Source organism: Cryobacterium breve (genome assembly GCF_027594785.1).
Classification (GTDB): domain Bacteria; phylum Actinomycetota; class Actinomycetes; order Actinomycetales; family Microbacteriaceae; genus Cryobacterium; species Cryobacterium breve_A.
Window position 1 is genome coordinate 105,881 of record NZ_CP075584.1, and the last position, 22,943, is coordinate 128,823.

16 protein-coding genes and 4 pseudogenes are annotated in these 22,943 nt (G+C 68.6%); 13 read left to right on the forward strand and 7 right to left on the reverse strand.

Features of this window, described 5'->3' with window-relative positions; translation table 11 throughout:
* Positions 1-62 precede the first annotated feature (62 nt).
* Positions 63-617 (reverse strand): hypothetical protein, encoded by a 555-nt coding sequence (locus KIV56_RS19330; RefSeq protein ID WP_348648442.1) that lies wholly within the window; start codon positions 615-617, stop codon positions 63-65.
* Positions 618-3,357: pseudogene (gene ligD / locus KIV56_RS00595) on the reverse strand (non-homologous end-joining DNA ligase).
* Positions 3,358-3,473: 116 nt separating this feature from the next.
* On the opposite strand from ligD, the gene KIV56_RS00600 reads away from it, so the two are divergent.
* The 5 genes and pseudogenes from KIV56_RS00600 to KIV56_RS00620 all read left to right on the forward strand — a co-directional run bounded on the left by KIV56_RS00600 (position 3,474) and on the right by KIV56_RS00620 (position 6,902).
* Positions 3,474-4,337, forward strand: coding sequence for a Ku protein (locus KIV56_RS00600; RefSeq protein WP_281534762.1), 864 nt, complete (start codon positions 3,474-3,476; stop codon positions 4,335-4,337).
* A gap of 28 nt (positions 4,338-4,365) precedes the next feature.
* On the forward strand, positions 4,366-4,983 hold the full coding sequence (locus KIV56_RS00605; protein ID WP_281534763.1) for a CDP-alcohol phosphatidyltransferase family protein: 618 nt from the start codon (positions 4,366-4,368) through the stop codon (positions 4,981-4,983).
* An 86-nt stretch (positions 4,984-5,069) separates the two neighbouring features.
* The gene (locus KIV56_RS00610; protein ID WP_134446136.1) at positions 5,070-5,483 is read left to right on the forward strand and encodes an FHA domain-containing protein; all 414 of its coding nucleotides are present in this window, start codon (positions 5,070-5,072) and stop codon (positions 5,481-5,483) included.
* A complete protein-coding gene (gene ftsR, locus KIV56_RS00615; protein WP_281534764.1) occupies positions 5,483-6,181 on the forward strand; it encodes a transcriptional regulator FtsR in 699 nt (232 codons plus the stop codon). The genes KIV56_RS00610 and ftsR overlap by 1 nt, the downstream gene beginning before the upstream one ends.
* 168 nt (positions 6,182-6,349) lie before the next feature.
* Positions 6,350-6,902 (forward strand): annotated as a pseudogene (locus KIV56_RS00620) (MerR family transcriptional regulator).
* A gap of 162 nt (positions 6,903-7,064) precedes the next feature.
* Here KIV56_RS00620 and KIV56_RS00625 read toward each other — a convergent pair.
* Complete coding sequence (locus KIV56_RS00625; protein ID WP_134446112.1) at positions 7,065-7,871, reverse strand: ParA family protein; 807 nt, start codon at positions 7,869-7,871, stop codon at positions 7,065-7,067.
* 77 nt (positions 7,872-7,948) lie between these two features.
* On the opposite strand from KIV56_RS00625, the gene KIV56_RS00630 reads away from it, so the two are divergent.
* The 4 genes from KIV56_RS00630 to def all read left to right on the forward strand — a co-directional run bounded on the left by KIV56_RS00630 (position 7,949) and on the right by def (position 13,369).
* Positions 7,949-11,353, forward strand: a complete 3,405-nt coding sequence (locus tag KIV56_RS00630; protein ID WP_281534765.1) for a pyruvate carboxylase — start codon at positions 7,949-7,951, stop codon at positions 11,351-11,353.
* An 89-nt stretch (positions 11,354-11,442) separates the two neighbouring features.
* Complete coding sequence (locus KIV56_RS20075; protein ID WP_432432582.1) at positions 11,443-12,378, forward strand: AAA family ATPase; 936 nt, start codon at positions 11,443-11,445, stop codon at positions 12,376-12,378.
* A gap of 49 nt (positions 12,379-12,427) precedes the next feature.
* Positions 12,428-12,826, forward strand: coding sequence for a MinD/ParA family ATP-binding protein (locus KIV56_RS20080; RefSeq protein ID WP_432432583.1), 399 nt, complete (start codon positions 12,428-12,430; stop codon positions 12,824-12,826).
* Positions 12,827-12,877: 51 nt separating this feature from the next.
* The gene (def, locus tag KIV56_RS00640; RefSeq protein ID WP_281534766.1) at positions 12,878-13,369 is read left to right on the forward strand and encodes a peptide deformylase; all 492 of its coding nucleotides are present in this window, start codon (positions 12,878-12,880) and stop codon (positions 13,367-13,369) included.
* 118 nt (positions 13,370-13,487) lie between these two features.
* On the opposite strand, the pseudogene KIV56_RS00645 reads toward def, so the two are convergent.
* Positions 13,488-15,322 (reverse strand): annotated as a pseudogene (locus KIV56_RS00645) (AMP-dependent synthetase/ligase).
* Positions 15,323-15,490: 168 nt separating this feature from the next.
* On the opposite strand from KIV56_RS00645, the gene KIV56_RS00650 reads away from it, so the two are divergent.
* From KIV56_RS00650 to KIV56_RS00660, 3 genes are all read left to right on the forward strand, one after another.
* A complete protein-coding gene (locus tag KIV56_RS00650) occupies positions 15,491-16,438 on the forward strand; it encodes an ROK family glucokinase (protein ID WP_281534767.1) in 948 nt (315 codons plus the stop codon).
* Between the two features lie 30 nt (positions 16,439-16,468).
* A complete protein-coding gene (locus KIV56_RS00655) occupies positions 16,469-17,158 on the forward strand; it encodes a lysophospholipid acyltransferase family protein (RefSeq protein ID WP_281534768.1) in 690 nt (229 codons plus the stop codon).
* Between the two features lie 128 nt (positions 17,159-17,286).
* Complete coding sequence (locus KIV56_RS00660; RefSeq protein ID WP_281536240.1) at positions 17,287-18,615, forward strand: class II 3-deoxy-7-phosphoheptulonate synthase; 1,329 nt, start codon at positions 17,287-17,289, stop codon at positions 18,613-18,615.
* A gap of 377 nt (positions 18,616-18,992) precedes the next feature.
* Here the strand turns inward: KIV56_RS00660 and pknB are convergent.
* From pknB to KIV56_RS00680, 3 genes and pseudogenes are all read right to left on the reverse strand, one after another.
* Positions 18,993-20,941: pseudogene (gene pknB, locus KIV56_RS00665) on the reverse strand (Stk1 family PASTA domain-containing Ser/Thr kinase).
* A 60-nt stretch (positions 20,942-21,001) separates the two neighbouring features.
* Positions 21,002-21,208, reverse strand: coding sequence for a hypothetical protein (locus KIV56_RS00675; protein WP_281534771.1), 207 nt, complete (start codon positions 21,206-21,208; stop codon positions 21,002-21,004).
* Entirely contained in the window at positions 21,205-22,332 is a 1,128-nt protein-coding gene (locus KIV56_RS00680; RefSeq protein WP_281534772.1) for a muramidase family protein, read from the reverse strand. Before KIV56_RS00680 ends, KIV56_RS00675 begins: the two co-directional genes overlap by 4 nt.
* Positions 22,333-22,681: 349 nt before the next feature.
* On the opposite strand from KIV56_RS00680, the gene KIV56_RS00685 reads away from it, so the two are divergent.
* Positions 22,682-22,930: an Rv2175c family DNA-binding protein gene (locus KIV56_RS00685; protein ID WP_432432584.1), complete on the forward strand. Its 249-nt coding sequence runs from the start codon at positions 22,682-22,684 to the stop codon at positions 22,928-22,930.
* The last annotated feature ends 13 nt before the right edge of the window (positions 22,931-22,943 follow it).

A 22,943-nucleotide genomic window follows, 5' to 3' on the forward strand; every position in this document is an offset into this window, starting at 1 on the left:
ACGCCCGGTGCTGCTCTCCGGCACCGGCGACCGATTGCAAGCACCGCGCCGCGTGCGACCCGCTACCGTTGACACCCGGAGGAATCATGAAACTGGAACCGTTGTTCCTCAGGATCGACCGGGTCGCCGGTGGGCGATCTGTGGAATACACCATTGCGCCCGAGATGCGCAGGCACCCCAGGACCCGGCGCACCTTCGTCGCGATCCTGTGGCTCCTCGCCGCGGAACTGGTCCTCGGCGCTGCCGCGGTCGTCGTCGCGGTCGTGCTGTTCCTCGGCGGCGCCGAGATTCCGTCCTCGGTCTGGATGCGCACCTTCGTCGTGCTCGCGATGACGCTCACCCTCCTCTACTTCGCCTGGCGGGCGCAGAAAGGCTTCTACTGGGCCTACCTGCGGCTCCGGCTGTTCAGCAAGATCTTCCCGGTGATCACCCTCGTCCTCGCCGCGATCCCCGGCCTGTATCCGTTGTGGATGGTCAGCGAGCAGATCCTGTTCAGCCTCATCATGATCGGCGTCGGCGACTACCTCTCTTCCGATCACATGCGCGAGGCCTTCCCCAGGCCGCCACGCGTTCCGGAAGCCCCCGCGGCCGGCGAAACCGGCGCGGTAGCCGGACACTCAGTCCTCGCGCACGACCTCGTCCGGCGCCTTGTCCGGACGCCAGCCCCGCCACGACGGATGCCGCAACCGGCCGTCCGAGGTCCACTCGAGGTAGTCGACCTCGCCCACGAGAACGGGCCGCACCCAGTGCGCGTCCCGAACGTCCGCCGCGGGAACGGCCGTGAACGGATTCTCCGCCTGGGCCAGCGTGTCCAGACGGGACCGCAGCGCGGCCAGGTCGCGGTCGCGGAAGCCCGTGCCGACCCTCCCGATATAGTCGAGGCCCGTCTCAGAGGGGATCCCGAGCAGCAGGGAGCCGAGCGACCTGGCCCGGTTCCCGTTCCCGGTACGCCAGCCGCCGATCACGACCTCCTGCGCCCGGTGATGCTTGACCTTGATCCACGACCGGGAGCGTCTTCCGCCGTCGTAGCCGGCGTCGGCGTCTTTCGCGACGATGCCCTCGAGCCCGAGTTCGCGGCTCACCCGCAGCGCGTCCTGCGCGTCACCGGGCAGGTCCGGCGAGAGCTGCACCGGGCCATCGCCCGAGACGAGCGATTCGAGGATGGTCCGCCGAACGGAATACGGGGGTGCGGTTCAGGTCGCTGCCCTCGTGCTCGAGCACGTCGAAGACGAGGTACTGCACCGGGGTCGCGGCGGCGGCCGCGGCCACCGTGCGCCGGGTCAGGTGCATCCGGCTCTGCAGCAGGCCGAAGTTCGGCCTCCCGGACCTGTCGAGGGCGACGATCTCGCCGTCGAGCACCGCACTGGCCGCGTCGACCGAGTCCGGAAGCGCCGCGAGCAGCTCGGGGTATGCCTCCGTCACGTCGTTGCCCGCGCGGGTGAACAGGCGCACCGGTCGTTCGGTGCCGGCCGTTGAGAGGTAGGCGAGTGCCCGGATCCCGTCCCACTTCGGTTCGAACGCCCAGCGGATGTCCGTGACGAGGTCCGCGGCCGATCCGGCCGTCGCGAGCATCGGCGAGTACCGGCCGATCGGGCTCGCATCCGGTCGCACTCCGGGATCGGCGGGGGTCGCGGTCGGGGACGCGCCGACTCCGGGCCCGCCCTCCCCGTCCGTCGCTCCCGGTCCGGTCGCCGTCGTCCGGGTCGACTCCGACCCCGCGGTCTGCGCCGCGACGGACTGTGCCGCGGCGGACTGTGCCGCAGCGGACTGTGCTGAGGAGGTCCGTGCTGCCGCAGTCCGCTCCTGCGCCGGCCGGGATCCGGCCTTCGGCTTCATCAGGTGGATGAGCCAGTTCTGGGCCGACCGGTCGTGTGCGCCCTGGTCCCGGGCGTTCGTGCGGATGAGCGCGAACCGGCGGGCGCCGTCGAGGCCGCCGCCCGGCTCGCCGTGGAGCGTCGCGATGACCTCGTCGTCCCGCCACTTCTCGAGGTCATAGGTGCCGCTGTCCCAGATCGACACGGTGCCTGCGCCGTACTCGCCGGCCGGGATCACGCCCTCGAAGGCGCCGTACTCCAGGGGATGATCTTCGGTGCGCACGGCGAGGCGGTTCTTCGCCGGATCGGTCGGCACGCCGCGGGGGAGCGCCCACGACGCCAGGACGCCCTCGTGCTCGAGGCGGAAGTCGTAGTGCAGGTTCCGGGCGTGGTGTTCCTGGATCACGAAGCTGTGCCCGCCGGCGGCCGTGGCGCCCGGTCCCGCGGCCGCGGAATTCCCGACGCCCGCGCCGGGCCCCGGCACCGGCTCCGGGGTGCGCCCTGCCGTGCGTTTGCTGCGGTAGGCCGCGAGCCGGTCCCCGCGTGCGGGGTCCCCGGCGGGCGCTCCCTCGCCCGCTCCCGGTTCCGGGTCGCCCGCTCCGGCTTCCGGCCCGGCTCCTGATCCGCCGGTGTCGCGACGGCCGGAGTCGTGCGCGCCGAGCAGGGCAGCGAGCGGATCGCCGCCGTGCTCGACCCGGCTCAGCGCCTGCCGGTAGTCGAGCTGGGCGAGGCCGGGCTCGGCGAGCTCCCGCCAGGTGCGCGGCATCGCGACCATCGGGCGGAACGTTCCCCGCAGGGAATAGGGCGTGATCGTGGTCTTCGCCGCGTTGTTCTGGCTCCAGTCCACGAGCACCTTGCCGCCCCGGATCGACTTCTTCATGTCGCTCACGACGAGGTCGGGGTGGTCGGCTTCGAGCGCCCTGGCCAGCTCGTGCGCGACCTGGGAGATCTCGTCGGAGGTGTGGGTCAGGTCGAGCGCGGCATAGAGATGGATCCCCTTGCTGCCGCTCGTGACCGGAAAGGGGTCGAGTCCCATGTCGCGCAGGATGGCGCGGGCGAGCCTGGCCACGTCCGCGCACTCCGGGAGGGTGACGCCCTCGCCGGGGTCGAGGTCGAGCACGAGCCGGTCCGGGTTGCGCCGGCTGCCGTCCCTCCCGAACTGCCATTGCGGAACGTGGAGCTCGAGCGCCGACATCTGACCGAGCCAGGTCAGGGTCGCGACGTCGTTCACGAGCGGGTACACGTTCGTGTGGTCGGTGTGCTCGATCGAGTGGCGCTGCACCCAGCCCGGCGCGGACTCCTCGAGGTTCTTCTGGAAGAACATCTTCTCCGGCTTCTCCGGCGTTCCGACCCCGTGCACCCAGCGCTTCCGCGTCGCCGCCCGGTTCGCTGCGTGCGGCACGAGCACCTCGGCGATCGCGGCGTAGTACCCGAGGACATCCGCTTTCGTGGTGCCGGTCTCGGGATACAGCACCTTGTCGAGGTGCGTGAGCGTGATCCGGTGACCGTCCACGGACACGACCTGGCTCGTCGTCTCGTCCATCTGGCTTCCCTCCCGGGCCGATTCTCCCGCCATTGTTCCGCCTGCGTGCCACCAGCATGCCCGCGAGCCCCGGTTCCGGCTAGTACGCCGAACGGATGCGGTGTCTACTGTTTCCCATGCGATCGATCTGGAAAGGTTCCATCACCTTCGGCCTCGTCAACGTGCCCGTCAAGGTCTACAGCGCCACGGAAGACCACGACACCCCGTTGCACCAGGTCCATGACGCCGACGGCGGACGCATCCGATACCAGCGGCGGTGCTCGCGCTGCGGCCGGGTCGTTGACTACGCCCATATCGACAAGGCGTACGACGACGGCGAGAACACGGTCGTGCTCACCGAGGAGGAGCTCCGCAGGCTCCCGGCAGAGAAGAGCAGGGAGATCGACGTCGTCGAGTTCGTCCCGAGCGAGCAGCTCGACCCGATGCTCTTCGAGAAGAGCTATTTCCTCGAGCCGGACGGCGCATCGCCCAAGGCGTACGTCCTGCTGCGGCGGGCGCTCGAGGCGAGCGACCGCACCGCGATCGTGCGGTTCGCACTCCGCCAGAAGACCCGGCTCGGTGCGCTCCGGGTCCGCGGTGACGTGCTGCTCCTGCAGGCCCTGCTCTGGAGCGACGAGGTGCGGGAGGCGGACTTCCCCGCCCTCGCCGAATCGACGAAGATCTCGCGGCAGGAGCTTGAACTCTCGGCGGCACTCGTCGAGTCCTTCTCCTCCGACTTCACCCCCCAGGACTACCGCGACGACTACCAGGATCAGCTCAGGGAACTCATCGAAGCCAAGCTCGCGGCCGGCGAGACGGTCGAGGCGGCCGAGGCGGGGGAGGCGGGGGACGGCGCAGAAGAGGAGTCGGCCGGCGGTGAGGTCCTCGACCTGATGGAGGCGCTCCGGCGCAGCGTCGAACGCAGCAGGGGTGGAGGGAAGGTCGGTACCGCGGCGGAGGGCGAGGACACGGCGCGACCCGCGAAACGGCGCATTCCGTAGAGCGCTGGCGCATCGGTAGACTCGCACAATGGCAGGGGCGGAAGTACCCATCATCAGTTCCAGGGTTCTGACCCTGCCCAACCTGCTGAGCGCCCTCCGGCTCGCCCTCGTCCCGGTCTTCCTCGTGCTCCTCGTTCGCGGCGCCGATGCCTGGGCCCTCCTCGTGCTCCTCGTCGCGAGCCTCACCGATTACCTCGACGGCGTGATCGCGCGGCGCTTCAACCAGATCACCCGGCTCGGCCAGCTGCTCGACCCCGCGGCCGACCGGCTCTACATTTTCGCGGCCCTCCTCGGCCTGGCCTGGCGTGACCTCGTGCCCTGGTGGATCGTCCTCATCGTGATCGGCAGGGACGTGTTCCTGCTCGGCCTCGGGATCGTCCTCGCGAACCACGGCTACGGTCCGCTCCCGGTCAACCTGCTCGGCAAGGCCGCGACCTTCTGCCTCTTCTATGCCCTGCCGCTCGTCATGCTCGGCCAGGCGTTCCCGATGCTCGGCTGGTGGTCCCTTCCGATCGGCTGGGCCTTCGGAATCTGGGGCGCATTCCTGTATTGGTGGGCCGGAATCATCTACGCCGTCCAGACTGCTCGGGTGATTCGGCTTCCGCGGGTCATAGCGCCCATTCGATCGGATACGATTGAAAGGTAGGAGGTGTACCGGTGATTGATTCCAAAAAGCCAGATGAGAGCCAGCGTAAGGCCGCGCCCGAAGAATATTCCGGCACCGACACGACGATGACGTTCAGTCAGGGCTTCGCGGCCCAGCTCGCCGCCGTCGACAATGACGTGACGGCCGAGGAGCAGGAAGCCATTTCGGCCCTCCCCTCCGGGTCTGCTCTTCTCGTCGTTCGTCGCGGTCCCAACTCGGGAGCGCGCTTTCTGCTCGACGCGGATGTGACGACCGTCGGTCGGCACCCGCACGCGGACATCTTCCTCGACGACGTGACCGTGTCCCGCCGCCATGCCGAGTTCCTCCGCCACGGAACCTCGTTCGAGGTCAAGGACCTCGTCTCCCTGAACGGCACCTATTTCGAGGGAGTGCGCATCGAAACCGCAGCGCTCCACGACAGGGATGAAGTCCAGGTCGGCAAGTTCCGGCTCACGTTCTACGCCTCGCGACTCGACCTGGCGCCACAGGCGAGCGAGTAGTGGCTGCGTCCTCCGCCCAGGCAAGGCAGCCGGGTGCGACGTCGCTGCTCAGCATCGGACAGGTGCTCGCTCGCCTGACCCCGGATTTCCCCGACCTCACCCCGTCGAAGCTGCGCTTCCTCGAGGAGCAGCGGCTCGTCTCTCCCGCGCGCACCGAATCCGGCTACCGCAAGTTCTGCGCGAGCGACCTCGACCGGCTCCGCCTGATCCTGTCGATGCAACGCGACCTGTACCTTCCGCTCAAAGTCATCCGCGGTTACCTCGATGACCTCGACGCCGGCAATTCGCCGACGTTGCCCGGCGGAGTGACACCGGGTCCGTCGATGCTGTCGACCGAGCGACGCCTCAGCCGGGACGAACTCATCCGCGAGGCCGGGGCATCCGCCGCCCTGCTGCACGACGCGGTCTCCGCATCGATCATCCTTCCGGCGGATGTCTACGGCGACGACGCGCTCGGAGTCCTGCGCGCCCTTGTCGACCTTCAGCACAGCGGGATCGAACCGAGGCACCTGCGCGGCTTCCGCGGTGCGGCAGAGCGCGAACTGGGGCTGATCGAGAGTGCCCTCGTGCCGCTGTCCCGGCGCAGGGACGCGTCGAGCCGGGCGAAGGCCGCCGAAATGGCCGTCGAGATCGCGGGCAATTTCGAGGTCATCCGGGGCAGCCTGATCCGATCTGCGCTCGGCCGCCTCACCAGTTAGTCGTAGACTGCCAGAAGCGCCGCCGGACCGAATCCAACCCGGACGAACCCCACCGACACCAGTCGCACGACACGCCGAGGTGTTCGGTCGGATGTCCGGGCCTGGGTCCAGTACCTCGGTAGCGTTGCACATGCGGTTCGCGCCGCACCCATTCCGAGAGGCGATCGTATGAGCGAGCTCAGCAAGCGTGACGACGCCTCGCGCTACGGTGACGGACTCCTGTTCACCGACGGCATGCCGGACCTCGACGAGAATTCCGGGTACCGTGGCGCCGTCGCCGCCCGTGCCGCAGGCATCACCTATCGCCAGCTCGACTACTGGGCCCGCACCGAACTCGTCGAGCCGACGGTTCGCGGTGCGACCGGATCCGGCACCCAGCGGCTCTACGGCTTTCGCGACATCCTCGTCCTCAAGCTCGTCAAGCGCCTCCTCGACACCGGCATCTCGCTCCAGCAGATCCGCACGGCCGTCAATCAGGCTCCGCGAGTCAGGGGTCAGCGACCTCGCCCAGACGACGCTCATGAGCGACGGCGCGAGCGTCTATCTCTGCACCTCCAACGACGAGGTCATCGATCTCGTCAGCCGCGGCCAGGGCGTCTTCGGAATCGCCGTGGGCAAGGTCCTGCGCGAGGTCGAGACCACCCTCGTCGAGCTCGACTCGCAGCCTTCAGACCCGTCAGACGAACTCGCCCTCCGCCGGCTGTCCCGCAAGGTCTCCTAACCCTCCAGCAGGACCGGCCCGCCAGCACGACTGGCTTGCCGGAAGGGCATCCGCCTTATCGCGTCGCCCGCGAGCGAGTTGCGGACAAGACACCGTCATCCCGCCTGGGAAGGTGTTTGACCGCAATCGAGCGTGAGAATGCGCCCCGGACTGGGGGAGCGGTCAGCGCTGCTCGGCGTACTCGCCGATGCGCGCGGTGCGCAGGATGCGGTCGAGCAGCTGGTCGAAGTAACGCGCCATCTCCTGCGCGCTGTCGCCCGGCCAGGTGTGCAGCGGCTTCGCAGCGCCCTGCGCCTGCTGGAGCGACGTGCGCTCCGGCAGCTGGGGGCTGAGTACGAGCGGGCCGAACATGTCGCGCAGTTCCTTGATCCGGAACTGGTGCTCGAGGGAGGCGATCCTGGCACGGTTCACGATGATGCCGAGCGGCTGGAGGCGGGGGCTGAGTCCGCGGCGGATCTCCTCGATCGCGCGCAGGGCGCGGTCGGCGGCGGCGACCGAGAACAGGCCGGGCTCGGTGACGACGGCGACGCGGTCGCTCGCCGCCCACGCCGTGCGGGTCAGGGCGTTGAGGGAGGGTGCGCAGTCGATCAGCACCAGGTCGTAGTCTTTCTCGACCGTGGACAGGGCTTCCTCGAGCTTCCAGATGTCGCGGATGCTCGGGTGCGGCCCGTCGAAGTTGATGGCGGACGGGCTGCCGATCATGACGTCGATCGTGCCCTGCTGGCCACGGGTCCAGCCGCTCGGCACGATGGCGGCGCGAACGATCTTTTCTTTGGGGGAGGCGAGCACGTCGGCGATGTTCAGGTGGCCGGCGACCTCGATGTCCATGCCGGTCGAGACATCCGATTGCGGGTCGATATCGACGACCAGGGTCCGTACGCCGCGGGCGAAGGCAGCAGACGCCAGACCCAGGGTCACTGTGGTCTTGCCTACTCCTCCCTTGAGGGAGCTAACGCTTAGTACGTGCACAAGTAGATACGTTACCTTCACTAGTCTTAGAGAACCTAACCGCCAGCTGTGTGCCCGTCGCCTCCTGAAAGGTCTGTATGTTCACGAAGATTCTTGTTGCCAACCGCGGAGAAATCGCGATTCGCGCGTTTCGTGCAGCGTATGAACTCGGCGCGAAAACCGTCGCCGTCTATCCGTTCGAAGACCGGAATTCGCTGCATCGCCTGAAGGCAGATGAGGCGTACCAGATCGGCGAACCCGGGCACCCCGTCAGGGCATACCTGACCGTGAGCGAGATCATCCGGGTGGCCGTCGAGAGCGGCGCCGACGCCATTTACCCCGGCTACGGCTTCCTTTCCGAGAACCCCGAGCTCGCACTCGCCGCCCGCGAGGCCGGCATCACCTTCATCGGCCCCGGCGAGCACGTGCTCGAAATGGCCGGAAACAAGGTCACCGCCAAGGAGCACGCGATCGCCGCCGGCGTGCCTGTGCTCAAGTCGAGCGCCCCCTCGAAGGACCTCGACGAGCTCATGGCCGCGGCCGCCGATATCGGCTTCCCGATCTTCGCCAAGGCCGTCGCCGGCGGCGGCGGGCGCGGCATGCGCCGCGTCGCGAGCATGGACGACCTGCGCGGCTCCCTCGAGGAAGCCATGCGCGAGGCCAACAGCGCATTCGGCGACTCGACGATGTTCCTCGAGCAGGCCGTGCTCCGTCCCCGGCACATCGAGGTGCAGATCCTTGCTGACTCGACGGGCGAAACCGTGCACCTCTTCGAACGGGACTGCTCCGTGCAGCGCCGCCACCAGAAGGTCATCGAGATCGCGCCGGCCCCGAACCTCAGCGATGAGATCCGTACCCGTCTCTATGCGGACGCCGTCGCGTTCGCCCGCTCCATCGGCTACGTCAACGCGGGCACCGTCGAGTTCCTGCTCGACACCGTCGGGGAGCGTGCCGGCCAGCACGTCTTCATCGAGATGAACCCGCGGATCCAGGTGGAGCACACCGTGACGGAAGAGGTCACGGACGTCGACCTCGTCGTCGCCCAGATCCGCATCGCCGCGGGGGAGACCCTCGCGGAACTCGGGTTGCTGCAGGACCAGATCCACCTGCGCGGCGCGGCACTCCAGTGCCGCATCACCACGGAAGACCCCACGATGGGTTTCCGGCCGGACACCGGGAAGATCACGACGTACCGCTCTCCCGGTGGGGCAGGCATCCGCCTCGACGGTGGAACCATCAACCCCGGCGCGCAGATCAGCCCGCACTTCGACTCGATGCTCGCGAAGCTCACCTGCCGCGGTCGCGACTTCACCGCGGCCGTCACGCGCTCCAAGCGGGCGCTTGCAGAGTTCCGCATCCGCGGCGTCTCCACGAACGTCGCCTTCCTGCAGGCCGTCCTCGAAGACCCGGGCTTCGCGGCCGGGGACCTCAGCACCTCCTTCATCGACGAGCGGCCGGAGCTGCTCCGCGCCCGCGTGTCGAAGGACCGCGGAACCAAGATCCTGAACTGGCTCGCGGACGTCACCGTCAACAAGCCCAACGGGGTCCCGATCACGCTGCTGAACCCGGCGGAGAAGCTGCCGAAGCTCGACCTCAGCATCCCGGCCCCTGCAGGCTCCCGCCAGCGGCTGCAGTTGCTCGGCCCGGCAGGTTTCGCCGCGGAACTCCGCGCCCAGACCGCACTCGCCGTGACGGACACCACGTTCCGCGACGCCCACCAGTCGCTCCTGGCAACCCGGGTCCGCACGAGGGACCTCGTCGCCGTGGCGCCCTATGTCGCCCGGATGACGCCGGAGCTCCTGTCGATCGAGGCCTGGGGAGGCGCGACCTACGACGTCGCGCTCCGCTTCCTCGGTGAGGACCCGTGGGAACGGCTCGCCGCCCTGCGGGCCGCGCTCCCCAACATCAACGTGCAGATGCTGCTCCGCGGCCGGAACACGGTCGGCTACACGCCGTACCCGACCGAGGTCACCGACGCCTTCGTGCGTGAGGCCTCCGACACGGGCGTCGACATCTTCCGCATCTTCGACGCCCTCAACGACGTCTCGCAGATGCGCCCGGCGATCGACGCCGTCCTCGGCACCGGAACGAGCATCGCCGAGGTGGCACTCTGCTACACGGGCGACCTGCTCGACCCCGCTGAAGACCTGTACACGCTCGACTACTACCTGCGCCTCGCGGAGCAGATCGTCGACACCGGCGCGCACATCATCGCGATCAAGGACATGGCCGGGCTGCTTCGCCCCGCCGCCGCCGAGAAGCTCGTCGGCGCGCTCCGCGAGCGCTTCGCGCTCCCCGTGCACGTCCACACCCACGACACTCCCGGCGGCCAGCTCGCGACCCTGCTCGCCGCCGCGCGGGCCGGGGCCGACGCCGTCGACGTCGCGAGCGCACCGATGGCCGGCACCACGAGCCAGCCCTCTGCGTCGTCGCTCGTCGCCGCGCTCGCGCACACCGAACGCGACACCGGAATCTCGCTCAAGGCCGTCTGCGACCTCGAACCGTACTGGGAAGACGTGCGCCGCGTCTACCACCCCTTCGAATCGGGCCTCCGCGCCCCGACCGGGCGGGTCTACAGCCACGAGATCCCCGGAGGCCAGCTCTCCAACCTCCGCACCCAGGCCGTCGCCCTCGGCCTTGCCGACGACTTCGAGCTCATCGAGGACATGTACGCCGCCGCGAACCAGATCCTCGGCCGGGTACCGAAGGTCACCCCGTCGTCGAAGGTCGTCGGCGACCTCGCCCTCTACCTCGCCGCCGTCCGCGCCGACCCCGAGGACTTCGCCGCGAACCCGGGCAACTACGACGTGCCGGACTCGGTGATCGGCTTCATGGCCGGCGAACTGGGCGACCTGCCCGGCGGCTGGCCGGAGCCCTTCCGCAGCAAGGTCCTCGCCGGTCGCAGCATCCACATCGGCGTCACCGAGCTGACCGCTCCGGAGCGCGAGGCGCTCGACGGCGACAGCCTGACCCGTCGCTCCATGCTCAACCAGCTGCTCTTCCCCGGCCCGACCCGCCAGTTCGAGCAGATCCGGGAGTTGTTCGGCGACCTCTCCGTCGTCGACACCGTCGACTACCTCAACGGGCTGCAGCAGGGCATCGAGCACTCGGTCGAGATCGACAAGGGCGTTCGCCTCTACGTCGGACTCGAGGCGATCGGCGAGGCGGACGACAAGGGCATGCGCACCGTCATGACCACGCTCAACGGCCAGCTGCGCCCCGTTTTCGTGCGCGACCGCGGCATCACCGTGAGCACCAAGGCCGCCGAGAAGGCGGATGCGAACCGTCCTGGCCAGGTCGCGGCTCCCTTCTCCGGGGTGGTCACCCTGCAGGTGGAGGAAGGCGCGACCGTTGAGGCCGGCCAGAGTGTCGCATCCATCGAAGCCATGAAGATGGAGGCCGCGATCACCTCCCCGATCGCCGGCATCGTCGAGCGGGTGGCGATCCCCAAGACGCAGCAGGTGGACGCAGGCGACCTGCTCGTGGTTGTGCGCCCGCGCTAGGCTGAAGGTCGATCGGTCGGCGCCCACGGTGGCGCCGGCCGGCCGGGGGCCCAGGCCGGGCCGATTTTTTCACGACGAAGGGACGGACTGTGGTGCCGGAAAAGCGCACGGACACCGGAATCTCTTCGACGGGCGGCGGAGACGCGCAGCCCGGTGACGAGTACAACAGCGAGCTGCCGCCGCACACAATCGACAATCTTGCCGCGGCCCTCCCGGCAGGGCTCGCGGCCGCGAACCCCACGCCTGCGGCGATCGGGAGTGGCGGCCCCGCCGGCGTGAGCGATACCGCCCGCCCCGCGACGCACACCATCGAGATCAACACCGGGCCGGGCATCCGGGTCGCCGCCGGTGACAGGACCGCCCGGAACAACCGCGCCGACCGGAACGACGGCGCCGACCGGGCTGACCGCCTCGGTGCGACCGCAGCGGGGGCCGTGCAGTCACTGTCCGGCCCGTCGCAGCCCGGGCAGGCGGATGCCGCAGCGCAGTCCCGCAGGGAGCGTCTGCGCCCGGACGGCGCCGTCGTGCCCGAATCGGCGGCCATGCTCACCTCGGAACGCCTGCTCGCGGTCAACCGCCGCACCCAACCGCCGCCGCACGGCGGCTGGAACGCCTTCGTCTACGCCGCGACGCTGCACCTCGTGAACCTCGGCGACTCGGCGAAGGTGCGCGCCCACAAGCACATGGACGGCCTAATCCGCAAGGAGTTCGACGGCGGCACTCGGTTCGTGCCGATCCTGACCCGCAAGGGCGGGGTCGGCAAGACCACCGTCACTGCGCTGCTCGGCATGGCCCTCGCCGACGCACGCGAGGACCGCATCATCGCCGTCGATGCCAACCCCGACCGCGGCACCCTCTCCGAACGTGTCAGCAAGCAGACCAGGTCGACCGTGCGGGACGTCGTCACGAAGGCCGCGTCCATCGGCGGCTTCCACCGACTTCTCCTCGCTCGTCTCCCGGGACGCGACCAGGCTCGACATCCTCGCCTCCGACACCGACCCGCTCCTGTCCGAGGCTTTCGATGAGGACGACTACAACGTCGTCGCCGACCTCGCGGCCCGGTACTACTCGATCATGCTCACCGATTGCGGCACCGGGATCGTGCACTCGGTGATGCGTGCGACTCTGCAGCGTGCGGACTCGATCGTGATCGTCTCCGGAGGAAGCGTCGACGAAGCCCGCCTCGCCTCTGAGACGCTCACCTGGCTCGACGCCAACGGCTACGGCGACCTCGTCCGCAATTCGATCGTCGCGCTCAACACCGCCACCCAGGGCACCAACCTCGTGAAACTCGAGGAGATCGAGTCGCACTTCCGGTCGAGGGTCCGCGAGATCGTGCGCATCCCCTATGACCCGCAGCTGGCGGCGGGGAGCGTGATCTCCTGGGAGGACCTCAAGCCGATCACCCGGCTGGCCGCCCGCACCCTTGCCGCTCTCGTGGTCGAGGGCCTTCCCGCGCACCGCGGCGCGTGAAACGCACCCGATCCACCGTCCTGCCCGCACCAACTGACTTGGAGTTTTCCTGTGCCTGAGCGCCAGATCCGTCTCTTCGGAGATCCCGTGCTGAAGACCGTTTCCGCGCCGATCGAGTCCATCGACGACCGGGTCACCCGGCTCGTCGTCGATCTCCTCGACAGCGTGCGCCTGCCGGGCCGCGCGGGCGTCGCTGCGGCCCAGATCGGCGTGGGCCTGCGCGCCTTCAGCTACAACGTCGACGGCGTGATCGGGTACATCCTGAACCCCGTGGTCGTCGAGGTCTCCGGGGAACCCGCCCTCGTCGAAGAGGGCTGCCTGTCCGTTCCGGGCCTGTGGTACCCCACCAGGCGCTACCCGTTCGCGAGGGTCACCGGAATCGACCTCGCCGGCGAGCCGGTCGAGCTCGCAGGCTCCGGGCTGATGGCCCAGGCGCTGCAGCACGAGACCGACCACCTCGACGGTTTCCTCTACATCGACAAGCTCGACAAGGAGAACCGCCGGGCGGCCATGAAGGAGATCCGCGAGTCGGACTGGTTCTGACCTGCCAGCGACGCTGAACCAATTCGACGGAGTTTTTGGGCTTTCACCGCCTGGAAAACGCTTCTTAAGCGCTTTCCTATGAAAATCTCCGTCGAATTCGTCAGGGGCAGCAGAGGGGTCAGCGCACGACCGGATTCTGCTCGGTGACGACGGGCACGCCCTGGTACATGCCCTGGATGGTCGAGGCGAAGTCCCGCATGATCACATCGCGCTTGATGCTGAGCTTCGGCGTGAGATAACCGTTGCCCTCGGTGAGCTCGACGGTGAGGATCACGAATTTGCGGATCGACTCCGCCCGGGACACGTGGGCGTTGGCGTGGTCGATGGCGCGCTGCACCTCGGCGAGCACCGCGGGGTTGACGGCCGCCTGGGCGAGCGACATCGAGGCATCCTCGCCGTTGTTGTGCAGCCAGACCGCGAGCATGTCGGGGTCGAGGGTGACGAGCGCAGCGATGAACGGTTTGCGGTCTCCGACGACGATGACCTGGCCGACGAGGGGGTTGGAGCGGATCGGGTCCTCGAGTGCGGCGGGGGCGACGTTCTTGCCGCCGGCCGTCACGATGATCTCCTTCTTGCGGGCGGTGATGGTGAGGAAGCCGTCCGCGTCGAAGTCACCGATGTCGCCGGTACGGAACCAGCCGTCCTCGAAGGCGGCCTGGGTCGCCTCCGGGTTGTGCCAGTACTCCTTGAAGACGTTGACGCCCTTCACCGCGATCTCGCCGTCGTCCAGGATGCGGATGGAGACGCCGGGAATGGGCGGGCCCACGGTGCCGACCTTGAACTGCTCGGTGCGGCCGACCGTCGCAGGGGCCGTGGTCTCGGTGAGGCCGTAGCCCTCGAGGATCTTGATGCCGAGGCTGTGGTAGAAGTGGCCGAGGAACTCGCCGAGCGGTGCGGAGCCGGAGACGGCATACCGCACCTTTCCGCCCATGGCCGCGCGGAGCTTGCTGTAGACGAGCCGGTCGAAGATGGCGAACCGGAGCTTCATCGAGAGGCTCACCGGTGTGCCCTCGGCGATGGCCTTGGAGTGCTTGACGGCCAGGTGCGCGGCGGACTCGAAGATCTTGCCCCGGCCGGCGGCCTCTGCCTTTGCTCGGCCGAGTTGTAGACCTTCTCGAAGACGCGCGGCACCGCAAGCAGGAAGGTCGGCTTGAACGTCGCCAGTGCGGGCAGCAGCTGCCGTGTGTCCGGCTGGTGGCCGACCCGCACGTTCCCGTGCACGCAGAGCACTGCGATGAACCGGGCGAAGACATGCGCGGTCGTGATGAAGAGCAGCGTGGATGCGCCGTCCTCGTGGGTGAGGACGTCCCTCAGGGCGACTCCTGCGTTCCGGGAGGTCTCGACGAAATTCGAGTGCGTGAGCACGCAGCCCTTCGGACGGCCGGTCGTGCCTGCGGTGTAGATCAGGGTCGCGATGTCGGCGCCCGTCGCGAGGCGGCGGCGGCGCTCGATCTCGGCATCCGGAACGTTCACGCCTCCCGCGACGATCTTCGCGAGGTCGCCGAGGTCGATCTGCCAGACGGTGTCGATGTCCGGGAGGTCGGGGTGCACCTCGTCGAACTTGGCGAAGTGGTCCGCGGTCTCGAGGATCACGGCGACGGCGCCGGAATCGCCGAGGATCCACTGCAGCTGGGTCGGCGAGCTGGTCTCGTAGACCGGGACCAGCACTGCGCCGGCGAACCAGGTCGCGAAGTCGATCAGGGTCCACTCGTACCGGGTCTTGCACATCAGGCCGATCTTGTCGCCGGGCTCGATGCCTGCGGCGACGAGCCCCTTGGCGAGTCCGACGACCTGCCGGTGGAATTCGGACGTGGTCACGGGGGCCCAGCCCGCGCCGCGTGGAACCGAGAAGAGCACGGAATCCGGCGTCGCTGCGAGGCGGTCCACGAGGAGGTCGGTGATGTTCGCCCTGGGATCGGCTGGGACGACTGCGGGCATATCGAACTGTTTCACGGCAACTCCTCTGGTACCGGGCGGATGTGCACACTCTAGCCGGGCGACATGCGGAGCAGTCGTTTCGACTCGCAGCGCCGCGGCTCAGTACACTCTAGAGGGACGCCTCAGCATAAATGTCTGCTGAGCTGGGCGGATGCCCGAGACTATCGACGAAAGAGGCCGGCTGTGCACGCCATTGGAATCGACATCGGCGGCACGAAGATTGCTGGAGCCCTCGTCGACGAGTTCGGCACCATTCTCCGTTCCGAGCGGACGCCCACAACGGCAGGGGACCCGCGGGCCATCGAAGACGCCGTCGTCGAGATGATCCAGAAGCTCGCCGTCGGAGAGGACATTATCGCGGCGGGCGTCGCAGCGGCCGGCTTCATCGACTCCGCGCAGTCCACGGTGTACTACGCCCCCAACATCAACTGGCGCAACGAACCCCTCCGGGCGACCCTCGAGGAGCGGCTCAACCTCCCGATCCTGATCGAGAACGACGCGAACGCGGCCGGCTGGGCCGAATTCTGCTTCGGTGCGGGCCAGGTCTACAGCGACATGGTCACCCTGACCATCGGCACCGGCGTCGGTGGTGCCATCGTCTCCAACGACCGCCTGTTTCGCGGCGGCTTCGGCTGCGGTGCAGAGCTCGGCCACCTGCGCATCGTGCCGGACGGCCTTCCGTGCGGCTGCGGCGCCCAGGGCTGCATCGAGCAGTACGGCTCCGGCAGGGCTCTGCTCCGCATCGCCAACTCCCTCGCGGACGCCGGAGGGATCGGCCTCGGCCTCGCATCCGCCCGTGCCCGCAAGGGCAAACTCAGCGGCAAGGACGTCGGCCGCCTGATCCAGGACGGCGACCCGGGGGCACTCGCGGCCCTCCGGCAGCTCGGCGACGCGCTCGGCCAGGCCTGCGCCTCACTTGCGGCCGTGCTCGACCCGCAGATCTTCGTGTTCGGCGGGGGAGTCGCCGACGCCGGCGAGCTGCTGCTCGAACCGATCCGCACCGCATACCTTGAAAACCTTCCGGCGCGGGGCTATCACCCCGAGGCGGAATTCGCGATTGCCCAACTCGTCAACGATGCCGGAGTTGTCGGTGCCGCAGACCTGGCGCGGAAGCACGTCTTCCCGATCTAGGCTGTGCCCGACGCAAGAAAAGAGCGACCGATGTTCTACTGGATCATGAAAAACATTGTCGTCGGACCCCTCCTGCTTGGGCTCTTCCGGCCGTGGGTGATCGGCCTCGAGAACATCCCCAAGACCGGGGGAGTCATCCTCGCGAGCAATCACCTGTCGTTCATCGACTCGGTGTTCCTACCGCTCGTGGTCCCGCGCCGGGTGGTCTTCCTCGCCAAGAGCGAATACTTCACCGGCACCGGACTCAAGGGCTGGGCGACGAAGCAGTTCTTCAAGGCCACCGGCCAGCTCCCGATCGACCGCTCCGGCGGTAAGGCCTCAGAGGACTCCCTCAACACGGGCCTGCGGATCCTCTCCGGCGGCGGCGTGCTCGGCATCTACCCCGAGGGCACCCGCAGCCCGGACGCGAAGATGTACCGCGGTCGCACCGGGGTCGCGCGGATGCTCCTCGAGGCCGGCGTGCCCGTCGTTCCCGTCGCGATGATCGACACCGAGAAGGCGATGCCGACCGGTACGAGGATCCCGAAGATCCGCCGGATCGGGATTGTGATCGGCAAGCCGCTCGACTTCAGCCGCTTCGAAGGGCTCGAGGGCGACCGGTTCGTGCTCCGCAGCGTGACGGACGAGCTGATGTACGAGCTCCAGGCGCTCAGCAAGCAGGAGTACGTCGACGTGTACGCCACGAGCGTCAAAGAAAAGCGTGCCAGTCTTTCGCGATAAGATCGCGTGTCCCTTCCCGGCTTGAACCGGTCCAGTCCCCTGATGCGCACTCCGCGCGCCAACAAAGAGAAAACAGAGATAGTCCTGTGGTAGACACTACCGAACCCGTCGTTGTGGCCGATGAAGCTGTGATCAACGGTCTGGACTATTGGCGCACTCTTCCCATCAAGCAGCAGCCGACGTGGCCGGACGCAGGCGCCGTCGCCGCGGCATCCGCCGAACTGTCGACGCAGCCGCCCCTGGTCTTCGCGGGCGAGGTCGACATCCTGCGAGACCGGCTCGCCCAGGCAGCCGCCGGACACGCCTTCCTGCTCCAGGGCGGCGACTGCGCTGAGACCTTCGGCGGCGCGACCGCAGAGCAGATCCGCAACCGGGTCAAGACCGTGCTGCAGATGGCCGTCGTGCTCACCTACGGCGCATCGATGCCCGTGATCAAGATGGGCCGGATGGCCGGCCAGTTCGCCAAGCCCCGCTCGAGCGACTTCGAGACCCGCGGCGGCGTCACCCTGCCTGCGTACCGCGGCGACATCGTCAACGGCTACGACTTCACCCCCGAGTCCCGCGAGGCCGACCCGGCCCGACTGGTCAAGGGGTACCACACGGCCGCCTCGACGCTCAACCTGATCCGGGCGTTCACCCAGGGCGGTTTCGCCGACCTGCGCCAGGTTCACAGCTGGAACCAGGGCTTCGCCGCGAACCCGGCCAACCAGCGCTACGAGAAGGTGGCCAAGGAGATCGACCGCGCCATCAAGTTCATGATCGCGTGCGGTGCGGACTTCGAGGCGATGCGTCGCACCGAGTTCTACACGAGCCACGAGGGCCTCCTGATGGACTACGAGCGCCCGATGACCCGGATCGACTCCCGCACCGGAACGCCGTACAACACCTCTGCGCACTTCATCTGGATCGGCGAGCGCACCCGTGACCTCGACGGCGCCCACGTGGACTTCCTGTCCCGGGTGCGCAACCCGATCGGGGTCAAGCTCGGCCCGAGCACCTCGGCAGACGACATGCTCCGTCTCGTAGACAAGCTCGACCCGAACCGCGAACCCGGGCGCCTCACCTTCATCACCCGGATGGGAGCCGGCAAGGTGCGCGACGCGCTCCCGCCGCTCCTCGAGGCGATCAAGGCGAGCGAGGCCGTCCCGCTCTGGATCACCGACCCGATGCACGGCAACGGCGTCACCACGCCGACCGGGTACAAGACCCGTCGTTTCGACGACGTCGTCGACGAGGTGCGTGGCTTCTTCGAGGCCCACCGTGCGGTCGGAACCCACCCGGGCGGCGTGCACGTCGAGCTCACCGGCGACGATGTCACCGAGTGCCTCGGCGGTTCAGAGCACATCGACGAGGCCGACCTCGCGACCCGCTACGAGTCGCTCTGCGACCCGCGGCTCAACCACATGCAGTCCCTCGAGCTCGCCTTCCTCGTCGCAGAGGAGCTCGCCGCCCGCTGATCCGCAGTGGTCTCATCGAGTGCCGCCGTTCCCGCCGAGAGTACCCGCGAGAACGGCGGCACTCGGCGTATCCGGCGATACTCGCCGCGCGGGCGGATGCCGCGGGCGTGACCGCTCGCGTGCGCCCGCGCCAGCCGTGCGCCTGCGCTCGGCCTGGGATGTCGGGCGTGCACGGCTACTCGCCGAGTGTCGCTGTTGTTGCCGATTGTCGTTGTACCACCGGAGACAGTCGGCGCGAACGGCGACACTCGCCCCGTGAGCGGGTGCTGCTGGTTGCGCCACACCGAGGCGCGCCGGTTTCGCCGTTTCGCGCCAAGCATGCCTGGCGCGGAGCGGCGGTTCTGGCGCGCAGCGCCGAGTGGTGGCGGCGGGGGATCCTAGCCGAAGGGGTTCGTCGGCCTGAGGGCGATCGTGCTGCCCTTCGGTGCCGCCGTTCCCGCCGCAGGGTCCGTGGAGAGGATGTTCAGCAGCGGCGCGATCGCGTCGGCTCCGAGGTTGTAGCTCAGCTTGAAGCCGAGATCCGTTAGGATCTTCTTGCCTTCGTTCCAGGGCTTGCCGACGACATTGGGAATCGGGATCGGGGCGGGGCCCTTGGAGGTCGTGAGCACGTAGGTGTCTCCCGCGCGGACCGGGCCGTCTTTCTGGGGAGCGGCTCTGACGACATCGCCCTCGTCGATCGTGTCGCTGTAGACGGAGTCGCCGGTGGTGGCGAGCAGGCCCTTGTCCTTCAGAAGCGACGTCGCCGTGTTCACCGACTTGCCCGAGACATCCGGCACCGGACCGAGCGAGGCGACGAGGTTGACCTTCATGCCCTCGAAGTAACCCCCGCCCTGCGAAACGTCACCGCCGTCGCTCTCCCGCGTCGCCGACATGACGGTGCCGGCGGCGACTTCGCCGGAGAAGACCTGGTCCACCGTGCCGATCGCGGCATTGAGCCCCGTGACGGCGGAGGTCGCGGCATCCGTGCTGAGACCGGCGAGCACAGGAAGCGTGATCGGCTGCGGTCCCTGCGAGACGTAGAGCGTGACCGCGTTGCCCTTCTTCACGTGGCCGCCCTCGCCGGGCTCGGTGCTCGCGACGAGTCCGGCCGCGACCGTGCCGCTGTATTGCTGGGCGAGAGCGGACTGGAGTCCGAGCTCGGCGAGCTGGGCGGCGGCGGCATCGGGGGCGACGGAGACGAGCGAGGGAACCTCGACCTGAGACCCGGGTCCGCTGCCGAAGTACCAGCCGGTACCCGCGGCGAGGCCGGCGAGCACGAGCACGAGCGCGAACAGCCAGTAGCCGCGGCGCCCCCGGCGCCTGGTCTTCTCGGTGAGCAGTTCGGCGTCGGCCGGCGGCTTCACGACGGGCGCGGGCAGCAAGGCCGTCGCACCGGGCGCGGGCGCCGCGGCGCCGAAGATCATGGTGTCCGCGTCGGCGAGGGCGCCCGCCGCACCGCTCGGCATCAGCAGGGTCTGCTGCACTCCGGTGTCGCCCTCGAAGGGGCGCATCTGCTTCTCGACGTCGAGAAGCTGGTCGAGCATGACTTTCGCGTCCCGGGGGCGCTGTTCGGGGTCCCGCGCCGTCGCCCAGCTGACGAGCTCGTCGAGCTCGTGCGGGATGGTCGTGACCCGCAGGCTCGGCATCGGCACCGTGTCGTTGGCGTGCTGGTAGGCGATCTGCATCGGGGCCTCGCCGACGTACGGCTGTTCTCCGGTGAGCATCTCGTATGTCATGATCCCGAGGGCGTAGATGTCGCTGCGGGCATCGGCGATGCCGCGCGTGACGAGTTCGGGGAGAGGTAGGCGATCGTCCCGAGCAGGGCCTGTCCGGTCGCGGTGTTGTTGTTGGCGGCGCGGGCGAGCCCGAAGTCGCCGATCTTGATCCGTCCGTCGTCGGCGAGCAGCACGTTCTCGGGCTTCAGGTCGCGGTGCACGATGCCGGCTTTGTGTGCTGCGGCGAGGCCGGACAGGACCGCCTCGAGGATGTCGATGGTCTGTTCGCTCGTGAGGCGCCCGTAGTCCTTGAGCAGGTCGCGCAGGGTGATTCCCGGCAGGTACTCCATCACGAGGTACGCCATGTCGGCGTCCTGGCCCTGGTCGTAGACGTTGACGACGTTCGGGTGGGCCAGACGCGCGGCCGAGCGCGCCTCCTGCACGAACCTCGCCTTGAAGGCGTTGTCATCCGCGAGGTGGCCGTGCATCACCTTGAGCGCCACCCGGCGTTCGAGGCGCAGGTCGGTGGCCAGGTAGACCGTCGCCATTCCGCCGCGGGCGATCCGCGAGCGCACCTGATAACGGCCGTCTATCAGACGGCCGATCATCGGATCGGCAGGACTATCGCTCACCAGTCGAGTCTAGGGAGAAGCGGGCAGATCTGCTGCCGGACACTCGCAAAGCACGGGCGATCAGCCGAGCTCGGAGAGCCAGGCCCGGGCAGAGGTCTCCCATTTCGCGTAGTAGTCGGGGTAGGCGGAAAGTTGCACCGCCTGGGCAGCCTGCGTCACGGTCATCCCCTCCCAGCCGGGGATGTCGAGCAGCCCGCGGGTGACCCCCGGGTTCGGATTTCCGGCACCGCCGAAGAACGCCTGGCTTGCGCGAGCGGGGTCCATCACCTGGTCAGGCGCCCCCAGCCCTTGCCGGGGCGCTGCTGGAAGAGACCGAGTGAATCCCTGTCCCCGTAGTGGACGTTCCGCAGCCCAGACTCCTGGGCCGCGGCGACGAGGGCGACGACGAGTCCCTGGTCGCTCACGCCGGCAGCGCGCCCGGTCGTCAGGATGATCAGGGCGTTGGCGCGCATCTCGTCGGAGAGCGGGGTGACCCGCCCGAGTACGGCCGTCGGGGCCGGCTCCGGTGCGGGTGCAGGCAGGGGCGTGACGGATGCCGCGGCGACCGAATCCGCTGCGGGCGCCGGGATCGAGAGCTGCTGGCCGGGGTAGATGATGCTCGACCAGCCGAGGTTGTTCGCCTTCAGGATCGCGCGGACGGAGACGCCCGCGGCCGCGGCGATCGTGGACACCGTTTCGCCGGCTGCGATCGTGTGCCGTGCACCGGTGGCAGCGGTCGTCGCGCTGACGAGCTCAGCCGCCGGGGCGGCTACGGTCGGGGCCGAGCCGGCCGGCGCCGATCCGGAGGGAATCGACAGCGACTGGCCCGGAAAGATGATGCCGGCCTTGTCGAGGCCGTTGGCTCCCAGCACGGCGGCGACCGAGGTGCCGTGTGTGGCCGCGATGCCGCTGATGGTGTCTCCCGTCACGATCGTGTACCGCGTGGGCCCACCGGCAGCGGGGGCGGGCGCGGGGGCAGTCGCTGGAACGGCTCCCTCGGCGAGGGTGAGCTGCTGGCCGGGGAAGATCTTCGTCGACGGGCTGAGACCGTTGCGCGCGAGGACGGCAGCCGTGGAGAGCCCGAACCGGCCCGCGATCCCGCTGACGGTATCGCCGGCGACGACCGTGTAGTGGCTGGGGGCGGTTTCGGCCTGGACGAGGTACGCCGGGGTGGTGGTGGCGGGGGACGCCGGCAACTGGGCGGGGCTTTTGAGCGGCTTCCGGCTCAGGGCCGCGGCTTCGGCAGGCGACGCGAGGTTGAGGCTGATGGCGACAGAGCACACCACGGCGAGCGGCACGGCCGCGAGGAGGCCGAACGCACGGGAACGGACTCCGGTGGGCCGGGGGTGCCTGGCGGGGGAGAGCTCGCTACCGTTCGGCGGTCGAACCGTTTTGCGGGACTGTGCTGACATGACGCTCCATTCAGATTGGTCTGACACTCAGATTTGGTCTGACACTCAGATGCTGTCGAGCCGAAAACTGCCGTTCGAGCTTGAGACTCGCTACAACCTTCACCGTGTCCACGAGCGTTAACTTGTCCACGACCTTCAACGCTGGCATACATGACTGCCGGAGTCAATCGGCATGACCCCCGTCCGGGCCGTCCCGCAGCCGCACCGGGGCATCCGGAGTTTGTCGTGGCCCGGGAATCATGGGAGGCTTGGAGGGTGACCGACTCGTTTTCAGATCAACCCTGGCTGACCATTCCCGACCTCGTCTCCCTGCTCGGGACCAGTCAGAGCCGGGTTCGCCAGCTCATCGATGACAAGCAGGCTCCTCGCGATCCGCCGCAACGGCGTGATCTCGGTGCCGACCGCATTCATCAAGGACGGTTCCCCGCTTCCTGAACTCCGCGGCACCCTGATCGTGCTCGCCGATGACGGCTTCACCGACGAGCAGGCCATGCAGTGGCTGCTCGAGGTCGACGACAGCCTCGGCGTCCCGCCGATCCAGGCGCTCCTCGCCGGCCGCAAGGCCGAGGTCCGCCGCGTCGCTCAGGCGCTCGCCTGACCCTCAGGCTCCT

Bases quoted from the DNA above. Each gene is read 5' to 3' on its own strand.
- KIV56_RS00600 (WP_281534762.1), top strand. From the start codon at position 3,474: ATGCGATCGATCTGGAAAGGTTCCATCACCTTCGGCCTCGTCAACGTG.
- KIV56_RS00605 (WP_281534763.1), top strand. From the start codon at position 4,366: ATGGCAGGGGCGGAAGTACCCATCATCAGTTCCAGGGTTCTGACCCTG.
- KIV56_RS00610 (WP_134446136.1), top strand. From the start codon at position 5,070: ATGACGTTCAGTCAGGGCTTCGCGGCCCAGCTCGCCGCCGTCGACAAT.
- KIV56_RS00630 (WP_281534765.1), top strand. From the start codon at position 7,949: ATGTTCACGAAGATTCTTGTTGCCAACCGCGGAGAAATCGCGATTCGC.
- KIV56_RS20080 (WP_432432583.1), top strand. From the start codon at position 12,428: ATGCTCACCGATTGCGGCACCGGGATCGTGCACTCGGTGATGCGTGCG.
- KIV56_RS00655 (WP_281534768.1), top strand. From the start codon at position 16,469: ATGTTCTACTGGATCATGAAAAACATTGTCGTCGGACCCCTCCTGCTT.
- KIV56_RS00680 (WP_281534772.1), bottom strand. From the start codon at position 22,332: ATGTCAGCACAGTCCCGCAAAACGGTTCGACCGCCGAACGGTAGCGAG.
- KIV56_RS00685 (WP_432432584.1), top strand. From the start codon at position 22,682: ATGACAAGCAGGCTCCTCGCGATCCGCCGCAACGGCGTGATCTCGGTG.